General features: G+C 63.1%; 14 protein-coding genes. 4 read left to right on the top strand and 10 right to left on the bottom strand.

Annotated features, from left to right (window positions below):
* Window positions 1–15: 15 nt before the first annotated feature.
* The 5 genes from EN845_RS24955 to EN845_RS24930 form a co-directional block, all read right to left on the bottom strand.
* Window positions 16–1,203, bottom strand: a complete 1,188-nt coding sequence (locus EN845_RS24955) for a PLP-dependent transferase (protein ID WP_127872596.1) — start codon at window positions 1,201–1,203, stop codon at window positions 16–18.
* Window positions 1,200–1,934, bottom strand: coding sequence for a FadR/GntR family transcriptional regulator (locus EN845_RS24950; protein ID WP_127872597.1), 735 nt, complete (start codon window positions 1,932–1,934; stop codon window positions 1,200–1,202). Before EN845_RS24950 ends, EN845_RS24955 begins: the two co-directional genes overlap by 4 nt.
* Window positions 1,935–2,039: 105 nt before the next feature.
* Window positions 2,040–3,578, bottom strand: coding sequence for an FAD-dependent monooxygenase (locus EN845_RS24945; RefSeq protein ID WP_127278637.1), 1,539 nt, complete (start codon window positions 3,576–3,578; stop codon window positions 2,040–2,042).
* Between the two features lie 553 nt (window positions 3,579–4,131).
* Window positions 4,132–5,505, bottom strand: coding sequence for a PleD family two-component system response regulator (locus EN845_RS24935; protein WP_127872598.1), 1,374 nt, complete (start codon window positions 5,503–5,505; stop codon window positions 4,132–4,134).
* Between the two features lie 33 nt (window positions 5,506–5,538).
* Window positions 5,539–5,910 (bottom strand): response regulator, encoded by a 372-nt coding sequence (locus EN845_RS24930; RefSeq protein ID WP_006334976.1) that lies wholly within the window; start codon window positions 5,908–5,910, stop codon window positions 5,539–5,541.
* A 247-nt stretch (window positions 5,911–6,157) separates the two neighbouring features.
* On the opposite strand from EN845_RS24930, the gene EN845_RS24925 reads away from it, so the two are divergent.
* On the top strand, window positions 6,158–6,457 hold the full coding sequence (locus tag EN845_RS24925; RefSeq protein WP_127872599.1) for a DUF3572 domain-containing protein: 300 nt from the start codon (window positions 6,158–6,160) through the stop codon (window positions 6,455–6,457).
* Window positions 6,454–7,116: a hypothetical protein gene (locus tag EN845_RS24920; protein WP_127872600.1), complete on the top strand. Its 663-nt coding sequence runs from the start codon at window positions 6,454–6,456 to the stop codon at window positions 7,114–7,116. Before EN845_RS24925 ends, EN845_RS24920 begins: the two co-directional genes overlap by 4 nt.
* Before the next feature lie 36 nt (window positions 7,117–7,152).
* Here the strand turns inward: EN845_RS24920 and EN845_RS24915 are convergent, their stop codons facing one another.
* The gene (locus tag EN845_RS24915) at window positions 7,153–8,742 is read right to left on the bottom strand and encodes a hypothetical protein (protein WP_127872723.1); all 1,590 of its coding nucleotides are present in this window, start codon (window positions 8,740–8,742) and stop codon (window positions 7,153–7,155) included.
* A 92-nt stretch (window positions 8,743–8,834) separates the two neighbouring features.
* The gene (locus tag EN845_RS24910) at window positions 8,835–9,422 is read right to left on the bottom strand and encodes a GNAT family N-acetyltransferase (RefSeq protein ID WP_127872601.1); all 588 of its coding nucleotides are present in this window, start codon (window positions 9,420–9,422) and stop codon (window positions 8,835–8,837) included.
* Window positions 9,423–9,487: 65 nt separating this feature from the next.
* On the opposite strand from EN845_RS24910, the gene EN845_RS24905 reads away from it, so the two are divergent.
* The gene (locus EN845_RS24905) at window positions 9,488–10,816 is read left to right on the top strand and encodes a DNA polymerase IV (RefSeq protein ID WP_127872602.1); all 1,329 of its coding nucleotides are present in this window, start codon (window positions 9,488–9,490) and stop codon (window positions 10,814–10,816) included.
* Window positions 10,817–10,822: 6 nt separating this feature from the next.
* Here the strand turns inward: EN845_RS24905 and EN845_RS24900 are convergent, their stop codons facing one another.
* Window positions 10,823–11,329: a hypothetical protein gene (locus tag EN845_RS24900; protein ID WP_127872603.1), complete on the bottom strand. Its 507-nt coding sequence runs from the start codon at window positions 11,327–11,329 to the stop codon at window positions 10,823–10,825.
* Between the two features lie 186 nt (window positions 11,330–11,515).
* Between EN845_RS24900 and EN845_RS24895 the strand changes: the two genes are divergently transcribed.
* Window positions 11,516–12,397: a DMT family transporter gene (locus EN845_RS24895; RefSeq protein WP_127872604.1), complete on the top strand. Its 882-nt coding sequence runs from the start codon at window positions 11,516–11,518 to the stop codon at window positions 12,395–12,397.
* A gap of 12 nt (window positions 12,398–12,409) precedes the next feature.
* On the opposite strand, the gene EN845_RS24890 is transcribed toward EN845_RS24895, so the two are convergent.
* Together EN845_RS24890 and dnaE are read right to left on the bottom strand one after the other, a co-directional pair.
* On the bottom strand, window positions 12,410–13,213 hold the full coding sequence (locus EN845_RS24890) for a potassium channel family protein (protein ID WP_127872605.1): 804 nt from the start codon (window positions 13,211–13,213) through the stop codon (window positions 12,410–12,412).
* Window positions 13,214–13,277: 64 nt separating this feature from the next.
* Window positions 13,278–16,805, bottom strand: a complete 3,528-nt coding sequence (gene dnaE / locus EN845_RS24885; protein ID WP_127872606.1) for a DNA polymerase III subunit alpha — start codon at window positions 16,803–16,805, stop codon at window positions 13,278–13,280.
* Window positions 16,806–16,811 lie beyond the last annotated feature (6 nt).

Here is a 16,811-nt window from a genome sequence, read left to right as displayed (position 1 = left end):
TTTTGAACCCGCTTGTTATTTTCTGGCTTTTTCGAAGGCCTGGGCGACATCCGGCCAAAGATCCTCGACACTTTCCAATCCGACATTGAAGCGGATGGTTCGGGGGCTGACGCCGAAGCGCGCCATCGAATTCAGTCCCGGCGTCTGCTCCAGCGACGCCTTGGCCGGCACGACCAGGCTCTCATGCCCACCCCAGCTGACGCCGATGCGGAAATATTTCAACGCGTCGACGAAGACGGGAATGTCGATATCCTCGGTAACTTCGAACGAGAACAACCCGCCATAGCCGGCAAGCGTCGCCTTGCCCGGATGGTTCGAATAGACGGGGTGGTTGACCCGCTCGACATTGCCATGCGCCTTCAGCCGTTCGGCGATGGCGAGCCCGCTCTTCATGTGGTGCGGCAGGCGCAGCGGCAGCGTGCGCAGGCCGCGCAGCAAGAGCCAGGCCTCGAACGGCGACAGCTTGCCGCCGAGATAGGAATAGGTCTGCTCGTTGATGTGTTTGATGTGGGCGGCCGAGCCCGCCACCACGCCGGCAACGGTGTCGCTGTGGCCGCCGAGATATTTCGAGGCCGAGTGCAGCACGAGATCGACGCCGTGCGAGATCGGCTTCTGGAACACCGGCGTCGCCCAGGAATTGTCGATGGTGGTGATGATGCCCTGCTCCTTGGCCAGCCGGGTCAGATGCGGCAGGTCCTGAAGCTCGAACATCATCGAGGTCGGGCTTTCCAGATAAAGCAGCTTTGCGCCGGGCAATGCCGCCGCCACCGCATCCGGGTCCGAGCCGTCGACATAATCGACCTTGATGTTGAGCCGCGGCAGGAGCCGCTCGAACAGCCGGTAGGCATCGCCATAGCAATTGCGCACCGCGACGATGCGCTCGCCCGCCCCGACGAAGGCAAGCACGGTGGCGCTGATCGCTGCCATGCCGCTTGAAAAGCCGCGCGCGGCCTCGGCGCCTTCGAGCGCCGCGACACGCGCCTCGAACTCCATGACCGTCGGATTGTCGCCGCGCGAATAGATCGGCTGCTTTCGCTTGCCGGCAAAGGTATCGGCCATTTCGGCGTAATTGGCGAAGGTGAACAGCGACGTCTGGTAGATAGGCGGCACGACGGCGCCGCCGGGGAACGGTTCATCATGCGCCAAAAGCGTCGCCGCCTCGGCGAGATAGTCTTGATCGAAACCGGCTGGGTGCTCGTTCATCTCAGGTCCGAAAGTTTGAGTTTGGCCGCACCGCGCTTCAGGTCGTCCTCGACAGTGGCGATGAGCTTCAGCGCCTCGCCGCGGGCGCCTTGCGGATCACGCGCGGCGATGCACTCGTAGATGGTGCGGTGATAGGGAAAGCTGGCATGGCCGAAATCGCGCACGCCGAGTGGATGTTCCCAGAAACGGTGGAACAGTTCGTGCATGGCCGCGATGATCTGTTCGAACAGCGGATTGCCGGAGACCCGGTAGATCGCCTGGTGGAATTCCCAGTCCTCTTCCGATGACATGCCGTCTAGGGTGCGAAACGCCTGCTCCATGATATCGAGCTTGCGTTCGATCTCGGCAATGTCGGCGGGGCTTGCCCGCTCGGCGCACAGTGCCGCCGCTTCCGCTTCCAGTGCGCGGCGGATTTCCAGCGTCTGCATCAGGCTGGTGAAATCATTGCCGCCCGCCAGCGTCAGCGGCAGATGCAGCATATCGGGCGATACGGCCGCCTTGAGATAGGTGCCGCTGCCTTGCCGGCGCTCGACCAGGCCCAATCCCTCCCACCGCGTCAGCGCCTCGCGCACCGTGTTGCGGCTGACCTTGAGCCGTTCGGCCAGGATGCGCTCGGTCGGCAGTCGCTCACCAGGCTGCAAGGCCTCGGCGCGGACGAAGCCCACCAATGCCTTCAGCACGGCGTCGTCGCGCGCCGTCGTCTGAATGGGTGGCAGGCTGTTCTGGTCCACACTTCCTCCAAGTGGTCCAATGGTCCAACCAATTTCTGCATAGATGGAGCCTCCTGTCAATCGCTTGTCAGGAGGCAGCCGCCTTCAGCCTGTGGAAGCCAGCCTTCAGTCCGTGGAAGAGTGTGACGCGCTGCGTTCGGAAGGACACCCGGCTGCGGCAGCCGGTCCGAACCATCTGGTCAGCGCATCGGCCAATCCCTGTGGAGTCCCAACTCCTACCCAGGCCACATATCCATCGGGCCGGATCAAAACCGCGTCGGGCGCAGCGACCGTTCCGAGTACGGGAAGCTCCCAGGCACCGGCATACCTGGCGTCGATCTGCCGGATCCGGCCGGCCGAAGGCGCACTGTCCAGTCTGCCTGGTTCACCGAAATGGAGGAGCACCGGCCGCGCGTCGTGCAGCAAGGTAAACAGCCGCAACGGCCCGTTGGCGGTGAGCAGATCGAGGTCGGGCATTCGCCGCCCAAGCAGCGCGTGCCCTTCCCCGAGGTCGTAGTGGACACCCAGGCCGGACATCTCGGCGGCGATTCGTTTGCGTGGCCCGTCCATGGCGAGCAGTTCGGCAAACGTGTCGCCCAGAGCCTTGGTGCGGTCGTCCCTGCGACGAAGCGCGACCTGCGCCATCGCATTGCGCAGCACGCGGGCGGCAACCGGATGGCGTTCGGCATGGTAGCTGTCGAGCAGGCTTTCAGGGGACGTCGCCTTGACCACCTGGGCCAGCTTCCATCCCAGGTTCACCGCGTCCTGCACGCCGATATTGAGGCCCTGTCCGCCCATTGGGGGATGGATGTGCGCAGCATCGCCGGCGAGCAGAATACGTTTGTTGCGGTAAGACGCGGCCTGGCGTGTCATGTCGGTGAACCGGGAAATCCAGGTCGGATTGTGGACCCCGTAATCGGTGCCGTAAACCGCGACAAGCGCCTCGCTGAGATCGCGCAGCGTAGGTTCGCCGCCAATGGTCAGATGCCTCTCGGTCAACACCACACCCACGCGGTCGCTTTCTTCAATCTTGCCTATCGCATGAATACCGTAGGCGTCGCTGCGAAAGCCCCATGCAGGTTCCTCAGACATCTCGACGTCGGCGATCATCCAGCTCATCGTCGGATCCCACCCGTCGAACGCGATGCCCGCCGCCTTGCGGATGATGCTGCGTCCTCCGTCGCAGCCGACGAGATATTGCGCTCTCAGGCACCGACCACCGGACAGTTCGACGTCGACGCCATCGTCATCCTGTGCGAGGCCCGTGACGTCCTGTCCGCGATAGATCGGCACCCCCAACTGGCTGATCCAGTCGGCCAACAGCCGCTCGATATGGTTTTGCCGCAGCGCCAGCAGATAATTGTGCCGCGTGGGAAAATCGCTGATGTCCAACCGGATCATGTGGAAGCCCACGGACGGCGATAGCTGTCCCTGTGATAAGAACCGGTCGGCAATTCCACGCTGGTCGAGTACCTCGATGGTGCGTGCGTGCAGGCCACCCGCTCGCGAGCCGATGAGTTCCTGGTTGGGCCGCCGCTCGACAATGGCCACATCGACGCCCGCCAATGCGAGTTCGCCACCCAGCATCAACCCGGTCGGACCGCCTCCGGCGATCACCACTGCACGGTCCCGACCTACTTGGCCTCTTGGCAACAATTCCGGCATTCGCCACTCCCGTTTCGGTTAACTTGGGTCGTGGTTTTACGGGAACAGCCAGGTCTTGCCGCAAGCCCCTTGTACGCCATATGTATGAAATGGAGGGGGTAGCCTCTCGCCTTCCCCTCTGCATACGGCAGTGAAAAGGTCGCGCGTTGCGAAGCGATAGCGCGCGAGGTGCCGTTAGAACCCAGGAAAGCGTTCTTCAGATCCTGCCGCACACAAAAAAGCCCCGGCACTTCCGGGGCTTGGCGCGGAATCCTGATGTCATGTCGGACAAGAGGGGGCCGGTCGGCGTTTGGCAGCGGTACGAGGAGGCCACTATGTGCCAGCGCCGGCCGGCCGACCCCACGGACCCAGGAGATGCGGCGGACCTGAGCATCATGGGGTATTCCTGAGGGACCGAGCCGGCTGTCTACCCTCGTGCCGGCTTCGTCTTGGCCTGCACATTTGCGCAAGAGCTTATGAAAATCAACAGTTTCTTAACCAAGGCTCGCGAATCGCTTGGATTAAGGTAAATGGGTAACCCTGTTGGGTTGACCGGATAATCGGGCCCGGACCGTCAGGCCGCCTTGGCAACGACGCGGTTGCGGCCGCCGCTCTTGGCTTCGTAGAGCGCGAGATCGGCGCGCTTCATCAGCGCGGCCGCCGTATCCACGCCCTTCAGCACCGATGACACGCCAACGCTGACGGTGACCTCGATCGTCTTGCCGTCGGCGCCGATGGCGAAAGGCTTCTGGGCGATTTCGGCACGGATGCGCTCGGCCACCTTCTCGGCAACGGTGCCGTCGGTGTCCGGCATCACCACCACGAACTCCTCGCCGCCGAACCGGCACGCAAGGTCGATACCCCTGACGTTCTTGCGCAGCCGCCGCGCGAATTCGCGCAGCACGTCGTCGCCGCCATCATGGCCGTACGCGTCATTGATGGACTTGAAGCGGTCGAGATCGGTGATCATCACCGACAGTGGCCGGCGCCGCGCCACGGCGCGGTCGAACAGCGTCTGCAGATGGCTGTCGAGATAGCGGCGGTTGTGCAGCCCGGTCAGGCCGTCGGTCACAGCCATTTCGATGGTCTGGGTGACGCTGGCGCGCAATTGGTCGTTGTAGCGCTTGCGGCGCACCTGGGTGCGCAGCCGCGCCGTCAGTTCCTGCTGGTCGATCGGCCGCATCAGATAGTCGTTGATGCCGAGTTCGAGCCCTCGGATGAGGCGCTCCTCCTCGCCCTCCTCCGCCAAAAGGATGATCGGCACGAAACGGGTGCGGTCGAGCGAGCGCAGTTGCGAGCAGAGCCTGAGCGGATCGAAATCGGCGAAGGCGGTCGAGATCATCACGCATTCATAGGGCGTTTCGGCGGCCTGGAAGAACCCGGCATGCGGATCACCGGTGACGTCGAGATCGGCACGGTCGCGCAACATCTTCTGGATGCGCTCGACCGACGATTTGCGCTCATCGATCAAAAGTACTTTCGGCGTCGTGTCCTCGGACGCGAAATTGCGGCTCAAAAGTTCCTCGATGCCTATGTTGCGTGTGGTCGAGGCGCGTAGCCGAAGCTCGTCGGTCAGCGACTTCAGGCGGACCAGGCTCTTGACGCGCGTCATCAGTTGCAGGTCGTTGACCGGTTTGGTCAGGAAATCGTCGGCACCAGCCTCCAGCCCGCGCACGCGGTCTGAGACCTGGTCGAGCGCGGTGATCATCACCACCGGAATGTGCGACGTCGCCGGATCGCTCTTCAGCCGCCGGCAGACCTCGAACCCGTCCATATCGGGCATCATCACGTCGAGCAGCACGACATCGACCTTGCCGTTCTCGCAGGTCTCGATCGCGTCGGGCCCGTTGGTGGCGGTCAGCACCTCGAAATATTCGGCCAGCAGCCGGACTTCCAGCAGCCTCACATTGGCAGGGATGTCGTCGACGACGAGGATCCGCGCGGTCATTTCACAAGGCTCCGGCTCGGCTGGAAGGGCACATCAGGCATCGCCCAGATAGGATTTGATGGTTTCGATGAAGCGCGGCACCGAGATCGGCTTCGAAATATAGGCCTCGCAGCCGCCCTGGCGGATGCGCTCCTCATCGCCTTTCATCGCGAAGGCAGTCACGGCAATGACCGGGATAACGTGCAAATCATCGTCCTCCTTCAGCCATTTGGTCACTTCCAGCCCCGACACTTCGGGCAGTTGGATATCCATCAGGATAAGGTCCGGCCGGTGCTGGCGCGCCAGGTCGAGCGCCTCGAGACCGTTGCGGGTGCGCACCGTCTCGTAGCCGCTTGCTTCGATGAGGTCCCGAAAGAGCTTCATATTGAGCTCGTTGTCCTCGACGATCATGACCTTCTTAGGCATCGACATCCCGTCCCGACCGTCCTCCGCCCGGAGGTGACCGTCATGCGCTCTTTCCTTGAACGCACCAAACCCTGCTTCACTATACGGCAATATGATTGACGAAACGGAAACCCGCGGCCTGCAAAGCAGCACGAATTCCGCCTCGACTCCCTGCGCGTCCAATAGGCGCGCCACACTCTAATGGCTTGCCGCAAGCAACTCTTGCCATTACTGCGGGAGAGACTCATTCCACACACCGAAGGTAGTGATGGCAAACGCAGCGTCAATGCGCGAAGAGGCGGAAAACATTGCCGTGAAGGCATTGGGCTTCGTTGCCGCCGATCCCGAGCTTCTACCGCGTTTTCTGGCGATCACGGGAATAGAGGCGCATTCGATCCGCCGGGCGGCCGGCGAGCCGGGTTTCCTGGCCGGCGTCCTGCAGTTCATTCTCGCCCACGAGCCGACCTTGATGCGTTTTGCCGAGGAAACCGGCACCCCGCCGGCTGCCGTTGGCAAGGCGTTGCGCGCCTTGCCGCTCGGCGATGACAGTCACGAGCGTTCCACATGAGCGACGATCCCGAAACCGCGCGCCAGATCGAGGAACTGGCGGCCGACGACCGTCCGCTGCTGGTGCTCGACGTCGACGATGTGGTGCTCGAATTCATCCGCCCGTTTCCGCATTTCCTCAAGGCACGCGGCTATGGCCTGACACTGGCTTCCTTCCGGCTGACCGGCAACATTGCCGAAACGGCCAGCGGCCGGCTGATCGAACAATCCGAAGTCACGGCACTCCTGGGCGATTTCTTCGACGCGCAAGCTGATTGGCAAAGCATCACCGATGGCGCCGCGGCGGCCTTGACGGGGCTTGGAGGTCGCGCGGAAATCATATTGCTGACGGCCATGCCGCACAGGCATCGCGCCGCGCGCCGCGCCCATCTCGATGCGCTGGGACTAGCCTATCCGCTGCTGACCACCGAGATGGCCAAGGGCCCGGCGGTGGCCAGGCTGCGCGGCAAGACCGGGCGGCCCGTGGTCTTCGTCGACGACCAGCCACACAATCTGGCGTCGGTGCGGGAATCGATCGCCGATGCAAATCTCTTCCACCTGATGGCCGACAATTCGCTGCGCGCGTTCCTGCCCCCGGTCTCGGACGATGTCATCGTCGTCCAGGACTGGCACGAAGCCGCGCCGAAGATCGCGAGCGCTCTGGGACTACAGGCGCTTTGACGCAATTCCGGGGGGAATTGCTGGAGGGCTACCCCCTCAAGGGTTCAGCTTGGCCCCTGCCCCGCCATTATCGGTGCCGCCGCTATTGCTGCCTTCGTTAGCGCTACCGCCGTTAGCGCCACCGCCATTGTCATCGCCGCTCTCATCGTCCGCGCCGCCACCATCATCGACACTGTCATCCACCGCCGGATCGGCGGGCTTCAGCATGACGCCGTTGACAGTGACCGAACCGTCGGCCTTGGTGTTGATAGCCCATTCCAGCTTGCCGTCCGGCAGCGTCTTGGCAAAACCCTTTGCCATGAGAGCGACAGGCACGTACTGCCCGACCTCCGGCTCCGCCTTCGCCGCTTCCTGCAGATGCTCCATGATCTTGTCGAAGCCGGCGACGTCGACAGTGAGATTTGCATCGGGCTTCTGGCCGAAGGTCGTCATCTCGCCTTCGAGCGCGATCTCCATGTCCTTGTTCTTCACGGTGCTGTGGCCGATGACCACCTTCGGCGTCTTGGCCAGGAAGTCGGCCTTGAGCTGGTCGCCGAACTCGGCCGGCAGCGGCGGATCCTGATTGAGATCAAAGGCTTCGATCGCCTTCTTCGCCATGCTGTCGAGATCGATGCTGGCGCCGCCGAAGTTCAGGTCGATATCGGTGGGCAGCAGTGCCACGCTCCAGCTTGGCAAGAGCTGCTGCGGCACGGTCAGTCCCGAAGCCTTGATGCCATAGCTGATCTTGCCATTCTGGGCGACGCCGTCGGAGCCGAACGCTATGCCGAGCTGGGTCGCCCCGAACGTGCCGATCGGGCTGTCGACGGCGAAATCCTTGAAGCCATAGGTTCCGTCGATACGCTCCCACACCGGAAGCGCGGCAAGCAGAAGCGACTTGAGCTGCGCCTGGTTTGCCTTCAGCGTCTTCTCGTCCTCATTGGCCACGGCAAACGCCAGGAGATCGAGCAGTGGCTTGGTCTCGACGCCCTTGCCGCTGGCCTCCACCGACAATTCCGGCGACTTCACGGTAACGGGAAAATTCAACCCGCTCTCGGGATCATTGAATTTTATCGTTTCGACGAAGTTCGCAATCTTTTGCGACGTCGTGAAATCGACGCCGCCATTGGCTGCCTTGGCCGCGGACAGGGTCGCGGTGCCGGCACCGGCGCTCGCATCCATCTGCTGCTTGGCGTCCTGCGACGACATCGTCATCCCGGCAATCGAACTGGTGGCGCTGCTGAACGCCGCCAGCTTGGGGTCGTAGACGCCGCTGCCCTTGCCGTCCTTGATCGAAAACCGCGTGCTCTGCTTTCCCTCGGGACCGTTGAACTCGAATGAGGCGCTCTGCGAAAAGTCCATCGAGACATCCCAGGACCCGTCGCTGCGCGGCTTGACCAGCAGGGCGTAGGGCGCAAAGTCGAATTTCACCATCTTCTGGTCGGGGAAGGTCGCGGCAAGCGCCTTGAAATCAAACACGATCTTGTAGGCGTCGCCTTCGGCCGAAACCTTCAGGATACCCTTGTCGAGCGCCTGTTTGCCGACATAGCGCGACAGGTCATCGGACAATTGCTTGGCGCCCTGGCTGTCGACGGTCTGACCGAAAGCAGGTGCGCTGAGCAGAAGCGCGGTAAACGCAATTGGCAACATAGGGTTCACGGGAATTCTCCGTTCGGTCGAAGGCAAAAATCGTTTCGCATCTCTGGTAGGGAAATACCATCCCGACTGCAAGACGATGACAGTCAGGCAATCGGCTTCAACGTCAGCCGCATCAGCGGCCGACCGGCCTTGCGCTCCACGAGCCTCTCGAACCCGGCCTTCTCGAACACCCCGGATGAGCCGACGAACAGGCCGATCGAACGCGAATCGCGGGACAGGTCGATCGGACAGGCATCGACAAGCCGTGCCCCGTTCCTGCGGGCGAAATCGATGCCGCCTTCGACGAGGCGGTGCGTAATGCCTCTGCCACGGGCCTTGGCGCGGATGAAAAAGCAGGAGATCGCCCAAACGGCCGGATCGGAGGCGTCGGCGGGTTCGATCGGCGCCGAACCCCTGCCCTTGTTGTTCCATTCGGGCACGTCGGCGCGTGGCCCGATCTGCATCCAGCCAACCGCCTTGCCGTCCTCGAAGGCCAGCAGCCCGGGCGGCGGGCCGGCCTCGATGCGCGCCTTGATGTGATCCTTGTTGCGTTCGCGGCTGCTCTCGCGCCGCGCCGCCGGCGCCAGCCGGAAATGCGTGCACCAGCAGCCGTAGCAGGCGCCCTGCTTGCCGAAAAGGTCCTCGAAATCAGGCCAGAGCTCTGGCGCCAGCGGCACTATGGTCGTGCTCATGCGTTCTCCCCAGGCCAGGCTTGTCGCTGGCCCTGCGCTGTCGTACCATTGCATTTGTTCTCTTTATGTTCGCAGTGATGGCGGCTCCTGTCAACAATCCCGATCACGGTTTTTGTCGTGACTGCCTGACGTTTCAGCGTGGCGAAACGCGCCGCTGCGAACGCTGCGGCAGCCCTCGCCTTGCCCGCCATCCCGAGCTTTACCGGCTGCACCTCGCCCATATCGATTGCGATGCCTTCTACGCGGCGATCGAAAAGCGCGACAATCCCGCGCTCAAGGACAAGCCGCTGATCATCGGCGGCGGCAAACGCGGGGTCGTCTCCACCGCCTGCTATATAGCGCGCATTCGCGGCGTGCGTTCCGCCATGCCGATGTTCAAGGCGCTCGAGGCCTGCCCCGAGGCGGTGGTGATCGCACCCAACATGGAAAAATATGTGCGTGTCGGCCACGAGGTGCGCGCCATGATGCAGGCGTTGACGCCGTTGGTCGAGCCGCTGTCGATCGATGAGGCGTTCCTCGATCTCGCCGGCACCGAGCGGCTGCACGGCCTGCCGCCGGCGGTGGTGCTGGCGCGCTTCGCGCTGGCCGTGGAGAAGGAAATCGGCATCACCGTGTCGGCCGGCCTGTCCTATTGCAAGTTCCTCGCCAAGATTGCATCGGACTTCCGCAAGCCGCGCGGCTTTTCGGTAATTGGCGAGGCCGAGGCGGTCGGCTTCCTGGCAACGCAGCCGGTGACCATGATCTGGGGCGTCGGCAAGGCGTTCAACGCCACGCTGGAACAGGATGGCATCCGCACCATCGGTCAGCTCCAGAAGATGGAGCGTAGCGACCTGATGCGTCGCTACGGGGTGATGGGCGAACGGCTCTACCGGCTTTCGCGCGGTGAGGATGTCCGCCGCGTCGACCCCGACCAGGATGCCAAGAGCGTATCGGCCGAAACCACTTTCGACACCGACATCGCCTCGCTGGACGAGCTGACCTCGGTGCTGAGGGGCCTTTCTGAAAAAGTCTCGGCGCGGCTGAAGAAGTCAGGCATTGCGGGTCGCACCGTGGTGCTGAAGCTGAAGACCCAGGATTTCAAGCTGCGCACGCGCAACCGTCAGCTTGGCGACCCGACCCGGCTCGCGGACCGCATCTTTTCGACCGGCGTGGAGCTTCTTCGCAAGGAGACGGACGGGACAAAATTTCGATTGCTTGGCATCGGCGTCAGCGACCTTTCGGATGACGGCAAGGCCGACCCACCGGATCTGGTCGATGTCCAGTCGCGCAAGCGCGCTATGGCCGAAGGCGCCATCGATGCGTTGCGCGACAAATTCGGGCGCAAGGCGGTGCAAACCGGCTACACCTTCGGCAAGGGCCGCGACGCCCATCCGCCGGAGCCGCTTGAGGATTGAACCAGATCAGCTGCGTCGAAGGTCGATGCGGCTGGTCACGACGCTCTTTCCGGTCTTGGGATCACGGTCGACCACGGTCAAAACAATGCCGTCCGCCCCGTTTTTCTGTACGGTAAGCTGCGCGGTGCGGTCGCCATTGACCTCCTCGGCCCAGCGGATGGCGAGGTTGATGGCATTGCCAGAACGATTTCCGTTCAGCTGCGCCGGTCCGGTGCGCGATCCCACATAGACGCCGCTGTATTTGGCGCCGCTGGTCTTCAGACGGGCGCTGATGGCGCGTGTCACCAGGATCAGGCCGCGGCAGTTGCCGTCGAGCGACAGCGAAGACGATGTCGCATCCGATTTGAATGTGCAGGAAACGCTGACCGTCGGCGCCTGCGTCGTCACCTGAACAGTTCCCTTGCCGGCGAAACTGCCCTGGAAGGACTGGAGAAATTTGCTGTCGTCGGCACGCGCGGCAGTGGCCGCGACGAGCAGGCATCCAGCAAGCGCAAACCGCGTGAGTGATGTCATCGAAGGTCTCCTTGTGACTGGGTGGAGGGGCAATCGGCGATGCTCAGGCGGGATCCAGCGACTCAACGCACCTTGCCATGTCAGGTTCCGACAAGACTGTTTTGCAGCAGCGCGCAAAGTCTCTGGCCCAGTCAAATGGGGCGGCTAGTGGTTGCGGCAAAAACCCCGGCTTGCGACATAGCGGACATGGCACCCACCCCTTCGATCCCCAAGGCCGCGTTCTGGATGGCGCTGTCGATCACGTCGTTCCTGGCGATGTCTGTCGCCGGCCGCGCCACCACGGCCGAACTCAACGTCTTCCAGGTGCTGGAACTGCGCTCGGTGATCGGCTTCTTTATCCTCTTGCCGCTGGTGTTTGCGAGCGGCGGGTTTGCGGCGATGCGCACGCAACGTCCCCTCGCCCATCTCGCCCGAAACGTCATCCACTATACCGGGCAGGCGGCATGGCTCTACGCCTTGACCTTGATTCCGCTGGCCGTGCTGATTTCGATCGAATTCACCACACCGATCTGGACGGCTATCCTGGCGGTGACTTTTCTTGGTGAAAGGCTGTCCAGGCCAAAGCTTGCCGCGATCGTGCTGGGCCTGATCGGCGTGGTGGTCATCGTTCGGCCCGGTGTGGGCTCGGTCGATCCGGGCCATCTCGTCGTGCTCGGCGCCGCGGTCTGCTTCGGCATCTCGGTGGTCATGGTCAAATCGCTGACGCGGACGGACAGCGTCGTACGCATCATCTTCTGGATGCTGATCATCCAGTCGGTGGTCGGCCTCGTTCCAGCCCTTTACGAGTGGCGCAACCCGCCACTGCAACTGTGGCCGTGGATCGTGCTGATTGCCTTCACCGGCATGTCGTCCCACTTCTGCATGGCCCGCGCGCTTGGCTATGCCGACGCCACCGTCATTTCGCCGATGGATTTCCTGCGCGTGCCGTTGTCGGCGCTGATCGGCTGGCTGCTCTACAGCGAACAGATCGACGCTTTCACCGCCGGCGGCGCACTGCTCATCCTGATGGGCAACCTGCTCAATCTACAGCGGAAACCGGCAAGGCCGGCGGAAGTGGCCGCTTCGTAAAACCGCCGCCGATCAGTCGCCCTCGTTCGGTATGTTGAGGACGTGTCCGCAGGCCTTGCAGTGCACGGCGTCCGGTTCATGCCGCTGCAACCCGCACTGCGGGCATGGAAAGAACACCTTGGCCGGCCGAAAGATCGCCTGCGCCAGCCTGACGAACAGCGATATGCCGATGATCATGGTGACGATCGCCGTCAGCTTGCCGGCGATGCCCGGCAGCACGATGTCGCCGAAGCCGGTCGTCGTTACGGTCGCGACGGTGAAGTAGAGCGCGTCGATGTAGTTTTCCAGCCCGGCTCCGTTGCGGAAGAAGAATGTGTAGACGAAGCCCGTGATGACAAAGAGAAAGGTCAAAAGATTGATGACCGCGTGGCTTGCCTCGCGCCAGGGTCTCAGGCCGCGCATCTCGAAATGCCGCCAGATCGAACCGCTGCGCGATAGCGACCACAGCCGCAGAATGCGCAGAAAGCCTAGATTTGCGAGCGCCGTCGGCATCAGCAACGTCAGAAGGATGAAGGCATCCACCCAGAAGGTCGGCTGCTTCATCAGGCGCAGCATGTCGTTTGAGGCCAGCAGCCTGGCGCCCAGATCGGCGGCGACGAGGGCCGCCACGGCATAGTCCAGCCACAGAAACGAGGCCGATTGCTGGATGACCGGCGTGGCGATGAAGAAGGCGATGATGGCGAGGTCGATGATGACAGCGATCAGTTGGAACCGGAACGCGGCGGGCGAGCGTCCATGATAGAGCCTGCGCAGCGTGTCGCGCAGCTGTGCCGTCACGGAGAGACCCTGCGGTGCCTTGCTGTCGGCGCCTGTCATGCCGATCGCGACAGCGTGAGCAGCGGATGCCTTCCCTGGGATTGCCGTCTGGCAAGTGCGCAGATCACACCAGTTCCACTTCGACCACGCCCGGCACGGCGCGCATCGCCGAGGCGATCTGCGGAGAGACGCGATAGCCGCCCTGCAAGGCAATCTCGACCTCGCCCTGCGCCTCTTCCTTGATCACGATGATGCTCACCTGGCTCTCACCGCGCTGGGTGAGCTGGGATTGGATCATCGAGGCAGGCCCATCGTTCCGGACGAAAATGCGCAGCGCCTTTTGGATGCGGCTTGCTTCGTCTTCCAGCGATTGGACGGAGTTGATGCGCAGGTTGACACCCTCGGGCCTGTCTTCCGCCGCGACGGTGATGACAACGGAGCGGCCGGCTTCGAGGAGATCGCGGTACTGGGCCAATCCTTCTGAAAACAACACGGCCTCGTACTGGCCGGAGGTGTCGGAAAAGGCCACCACGCCCATCTTGTTGCCGGTGCGCGTCTTGCGCTCCTGCTTGCTGGTAACGGTGCCGGCAAGCCTGCCTGCGGAAGCGCCGCGCTTGACGGCAGCGGAGAACTCCGCCCAGTTCTGCACCCGCATCTTCTGCAGCGCCGCCTTGTACTCGTCGAGCGGATGCGCCGAGAGATAGAAGCCGACGACCTGGAATTCGCGGTGCAGCCGGTCGGCGGCGAGCCACGGATCGGTCGGCGGCAGGTTGAGCGCCTGCGACTGGGCGCCGAGCGAGGCGCCGAAAATATCGGCCTGGCCGGAAACGGCGTTCTGCTGGGCGAGTGACGCCAGCCCCATCATCCGCTCGACGCCAGCCAACATCTGGGCGCGATCGTGGCCGAAGCAGTCGAGCGCGCCGGCCATGATCAGGCTTTCGAAAACCCGCTTGCCGACGATCTTCGGGTCGACCCTCTCGCAGAAATCGGCCAGGCTCTTGAACGGCTTTTCGCCGCGAACGGCGACGATGTGCTCCACCGCGGCGTCGCCGACGCCCTTGAGGGCAGCCATCGAGTAATAGATGCGGTTCTCGCCGACCTCGAAGGCACGAAAACTGGTCATCACCGACGGCGCCAGGACCTCGATGCCGAGGCGCAGCGCATCCTGGCGAAAGTCGGCGAGCTTGTCGGTGTTGCCCATGTCGAGCGTCATCGACGCTGCCAGGAACTCGACCGGATAATGCGCCTTGAGATAGGCGGTCTGGTACGAGACGACAGCGTAGGCGGCCGCGTGCGACTTGTTGAAACCATAGTCGGCGAACTTGGCCAGCAGGTCGAAAATGAAGTCGGCTTGCGGCTTGGCGACGCCGCGCTCGACCGCGCCGGAGACAAAGCGCTCGCGTTGCTTGTCCATCTCGGCGCGGATCTTCTTGCCCATGGCGCGGCGCAGAAGGTCGGCTTCGCCGAGCGAATAGCCGGACAGCTCCTGCGCGATCTGCATCACCTGTTCCTGGTAGACGATGACGCCTTGCGTCTCCTTCACCAGATGGTCGATCTTGGGATGGATCGAGGCCATCTCCTCCTCGCCATGCTTTCTGGCGTTGTAGGTCGGGATGTTTTCCATCGGGCCCGGCCGGTAGAGCGCGACCAGCGCGATGATGTCCTCGATGCAGTCGGGCCGCATGCCGATCAGCGCCTTGCGCATGCCGGCGCTTTCCACCTGGAACACGCCAACCACCTCGCCGCGCGAGAGCATCGCGTAGGTCTCGGGATCGTCGAGCGGGATGGTCGCGAGATCGATGTCGATGCCGCGGCGACGGATCAGCTTTACGGCGGTCTCCAGCACCGTCAGCGTCTTCAGGCCGAGGAAGTCGAACTTCACCAGCCCGGCCTGCTCGACATATTTCATGTTGAACTGGGTGACAGGCATGTCCGAGCGCGGATCGCGGTACATCGGCACCAGTTCCGACAATGGTCGGTCGCCGATGACGATGCCGGCGGCATGCGTTGAGGCATGGCGGTAGAGGCCTTCCAGCTTCTGCGCCATGTCGAGCAGCGTCTGGACGATCGGCTCCTTCTCGGCCTCCTCGGCAAAGCGTGGCTCGTTGGCGATGGCATCGGCGAGCTTGACCGGATTGGCAGGGTTCTGAGGTACCATTTTTGAGAGCTTGTCGACCTGGCCATAGGGCATCTGCAGAACACGGCCGACGTCGCGCAGCACCGCGCGCGCCTGCAGCGTACCGAAGGTGATGATCTGGCCGACCTGGTCGCGGCCGTATTTCTGCTGGACGTAGCGGATCACCTCCTCGCGGCGATCCTGGCAGAAGTCGATGTCGAAATCGGGCATCGACACGCGGTCCGGATTGAGGAAGCGTTCGAACAGCAGTGAGAAACGCAGCGGATCGATGTCGGTGATGGTCGTCGAATAGGCGACCAGCGAACCGGCACCCGAACCACGCCCCGGCCCGACCGGAATGCCTTGTGCCTTGGCCCATTTGATGAAGTCGGCGACGATCAGGAAATAGCCGGGGAATTTCATCTTCTCGATGATGCCAAGCTCGAATTCGAGCCGCTCACGATATTGCTCGACCGTGTAGCCCGGTGTCGGTCCGTGCAGGGCAAGCCGGGCATCGAGCCCTTGGCGCGCCTGGCGGGCCAGTTCCTCGGCCTCGGCCTTTTCGGCGGCGTCCTTGTCGGAGGCATCGCCGCCCGTGAAACGCGGCAGGATCGGGCTACGGGTTTTCGGATAGTAGGAGCAGCGCAACGCGATCTCGACCGTGTTGTCGATCGCTTCCGGCAGGTCGGCGAACAATTTCGCCATGTCGGCCTGGCTGCGCAGAAAATTGTCCGGCGATAGCCGGCGGCGGGTGTCGACGGCGACGACCGAACCTTCGGCGATGGCGATCAACGCATCGTGCGCCTCATACTCGTCGAGCGACGAGAAGAAGGCCTCGTTGGTGGCGACCAGCGGCAATTCATGGGAATAGGCGAGATCGATCGAGGATTTCTCGATCATGCGATCATAACCCGAAACCCGGTCCAGTTCGACATAGAGGCGGTCGCCGAACATCGCCTTGAGCGTGAGCAGGCGCGCCTCGGCGAGATCGCGGCGGTCTTCCTTCAGGGCTATGCCGATCGGACCGCGCGGCCCGCCACTGAGGCAAATCAGGCCGTCACATTGGCCGTCCATCATTTCGGTGGTCAGGTGCACCGCTTCACCGGGCGGTGTTTCGAGGTATACGCGGCTGACCAGCCGGACGAGATTGGAATAGCCGGCTTCGGTGGCCGCGATCAGCACCACCGGCCGCATGTCGGGACCTTGCCGACGGCGATCACGCTGGCCATCGCTGTTTTCGCCGGAGAAGGCGAGAGCGATCTGGCAGCCGATGATCGGCTGGATGCCGTCCTTCACCGCCTTCTGCGCGAACTCCAGCGCGCCGAACAGATTGTTGGTATCGGTGACGGCGATGGCCGGCGCTTCGTCCTTGACGGCATGGCCGACGATCTTGCCGAGTTGCAGCGCGCCTTCCAACAGCGAATAGGCCGAATGCACGCGCAGATGGACGAACGGCCGTGCCGGTATTTCAGGCCGCGCGGCAGCAATCGCGGCTTCGCGCTTCAGTGGGTCGCGTGGAAGTCTGTCGTCCGCCATGGTTTT

The sequence above is a fragment of the Mesorhizobium sp. M8A.F.Ca.ET.202.01.1.1 genome (assembly GCF_004791595.1).
Classification (GTDB): Bacteria; Pseudomonadota; Alphaproteobacteria; order Rhizobiales; family Rhizobiaceae; genus Mesorhizobium.
The sequence above is the reverse complement of the archived record's forward strand: the minus strand, read 5'-3'. Positions and strand labels throughout refer to the sequence as shown.

Excerpts from the sequence above, each read along its gene's own strand:
- EN845_RS24905 (WP_127872602.1), top strand. The coding sequence starts at position 9,488 with ATGTTCGCAGTGATGGCGGCTCCTGTCAACAATCCCGATCACGGTTTT.
- EN845_RS24935 (WP_127872598.1), bottom strand. The coding sequence starts at position 5,505 with ATGACCGCGCGGATCCTCGTCGTCGACGACATCCCTGCCAATGTGAGG.
- EN845_RS24925 (WP_127872599.1), top strand. The coding sequence starts at position 6,158 with ATGGCAAACGCAGCGTCAATGCGCGAAGAGGCGGAAAACATTGCCGTG.
- EN845_RS24955 (WP_127872596.1), bottom strand. The coding sequence starts at position 1,203 with ATGAACGAGCACCCAGCCGGTTTCGATCAAGACTATCTCGCCGAGGCG.
- EN845_RS24900 (WP_127872603.1), bottom strand. The coding sequence starts at position 11,329 with ATGACATCACTCACGCGGTTTGCGCTTGCTGGATGCCTGCTCGTCGCG.
- EN845_RS24895 (WP_127872604.1), top strand. The coding sequence starts at position 11,516 with ATGGCACCCACCCCTTCGATCCCCAAGGCCGCGTTCTGGATGGCGCTG.
- EN845_RS24910 (WP_127872601.1), bottom strand. The coding sequence starts at position 9,422 with ATGAGCACGACCATAGTGCCGCTGGCGCCAGAGCTCTGGCCTGATTTC.
- EN845_RS24930 (WP_006334976.1), bottom strand. The coding sequence starts at position 5,910 with ATGCCTAAGAAGGTCATGATCGTCGAGGACAACGAGCTCAATATGAAG.
- EN845_RS24945 (WP_127278637.1), bottom strand. The coding sequence starts at position 3,578 with ATGCCGGAATTGTTGCCAAGAGGCCAAGTAGGTCGGGACCGTGCAGTG.
- EN845_RS24920 (WP_127872600.1), top strand. The coding sequence starts at position 6,454 with ATGAGCGACGATCCCGAAACCGCGCGCCAGATCGAGGAACTGGCGGCC.
- dnaE (WP_127872606.1), bottom strand. The coding sequence starts at position 16,805 with ATGGCGGACGACAGACTTCCACGCGACCCACTGAAGCGCGAAGCCGCG.
- EN845_RS24915 (WP_127872723.1), bottom strand. The coding sequence starts at position 8,742 with ATGTTGCCAATTGCGTTTACCGCGCTTCTGCTCAGCGCACCTGCTTTC.
- EN845_RS24890 (WP_127872605.1), bottom strand. The coding sequence starts at position 13,213 with ATGACAGGCGCCGACAGCAAGGCACCGCAGGGTCTCTCCGTGACGGCA.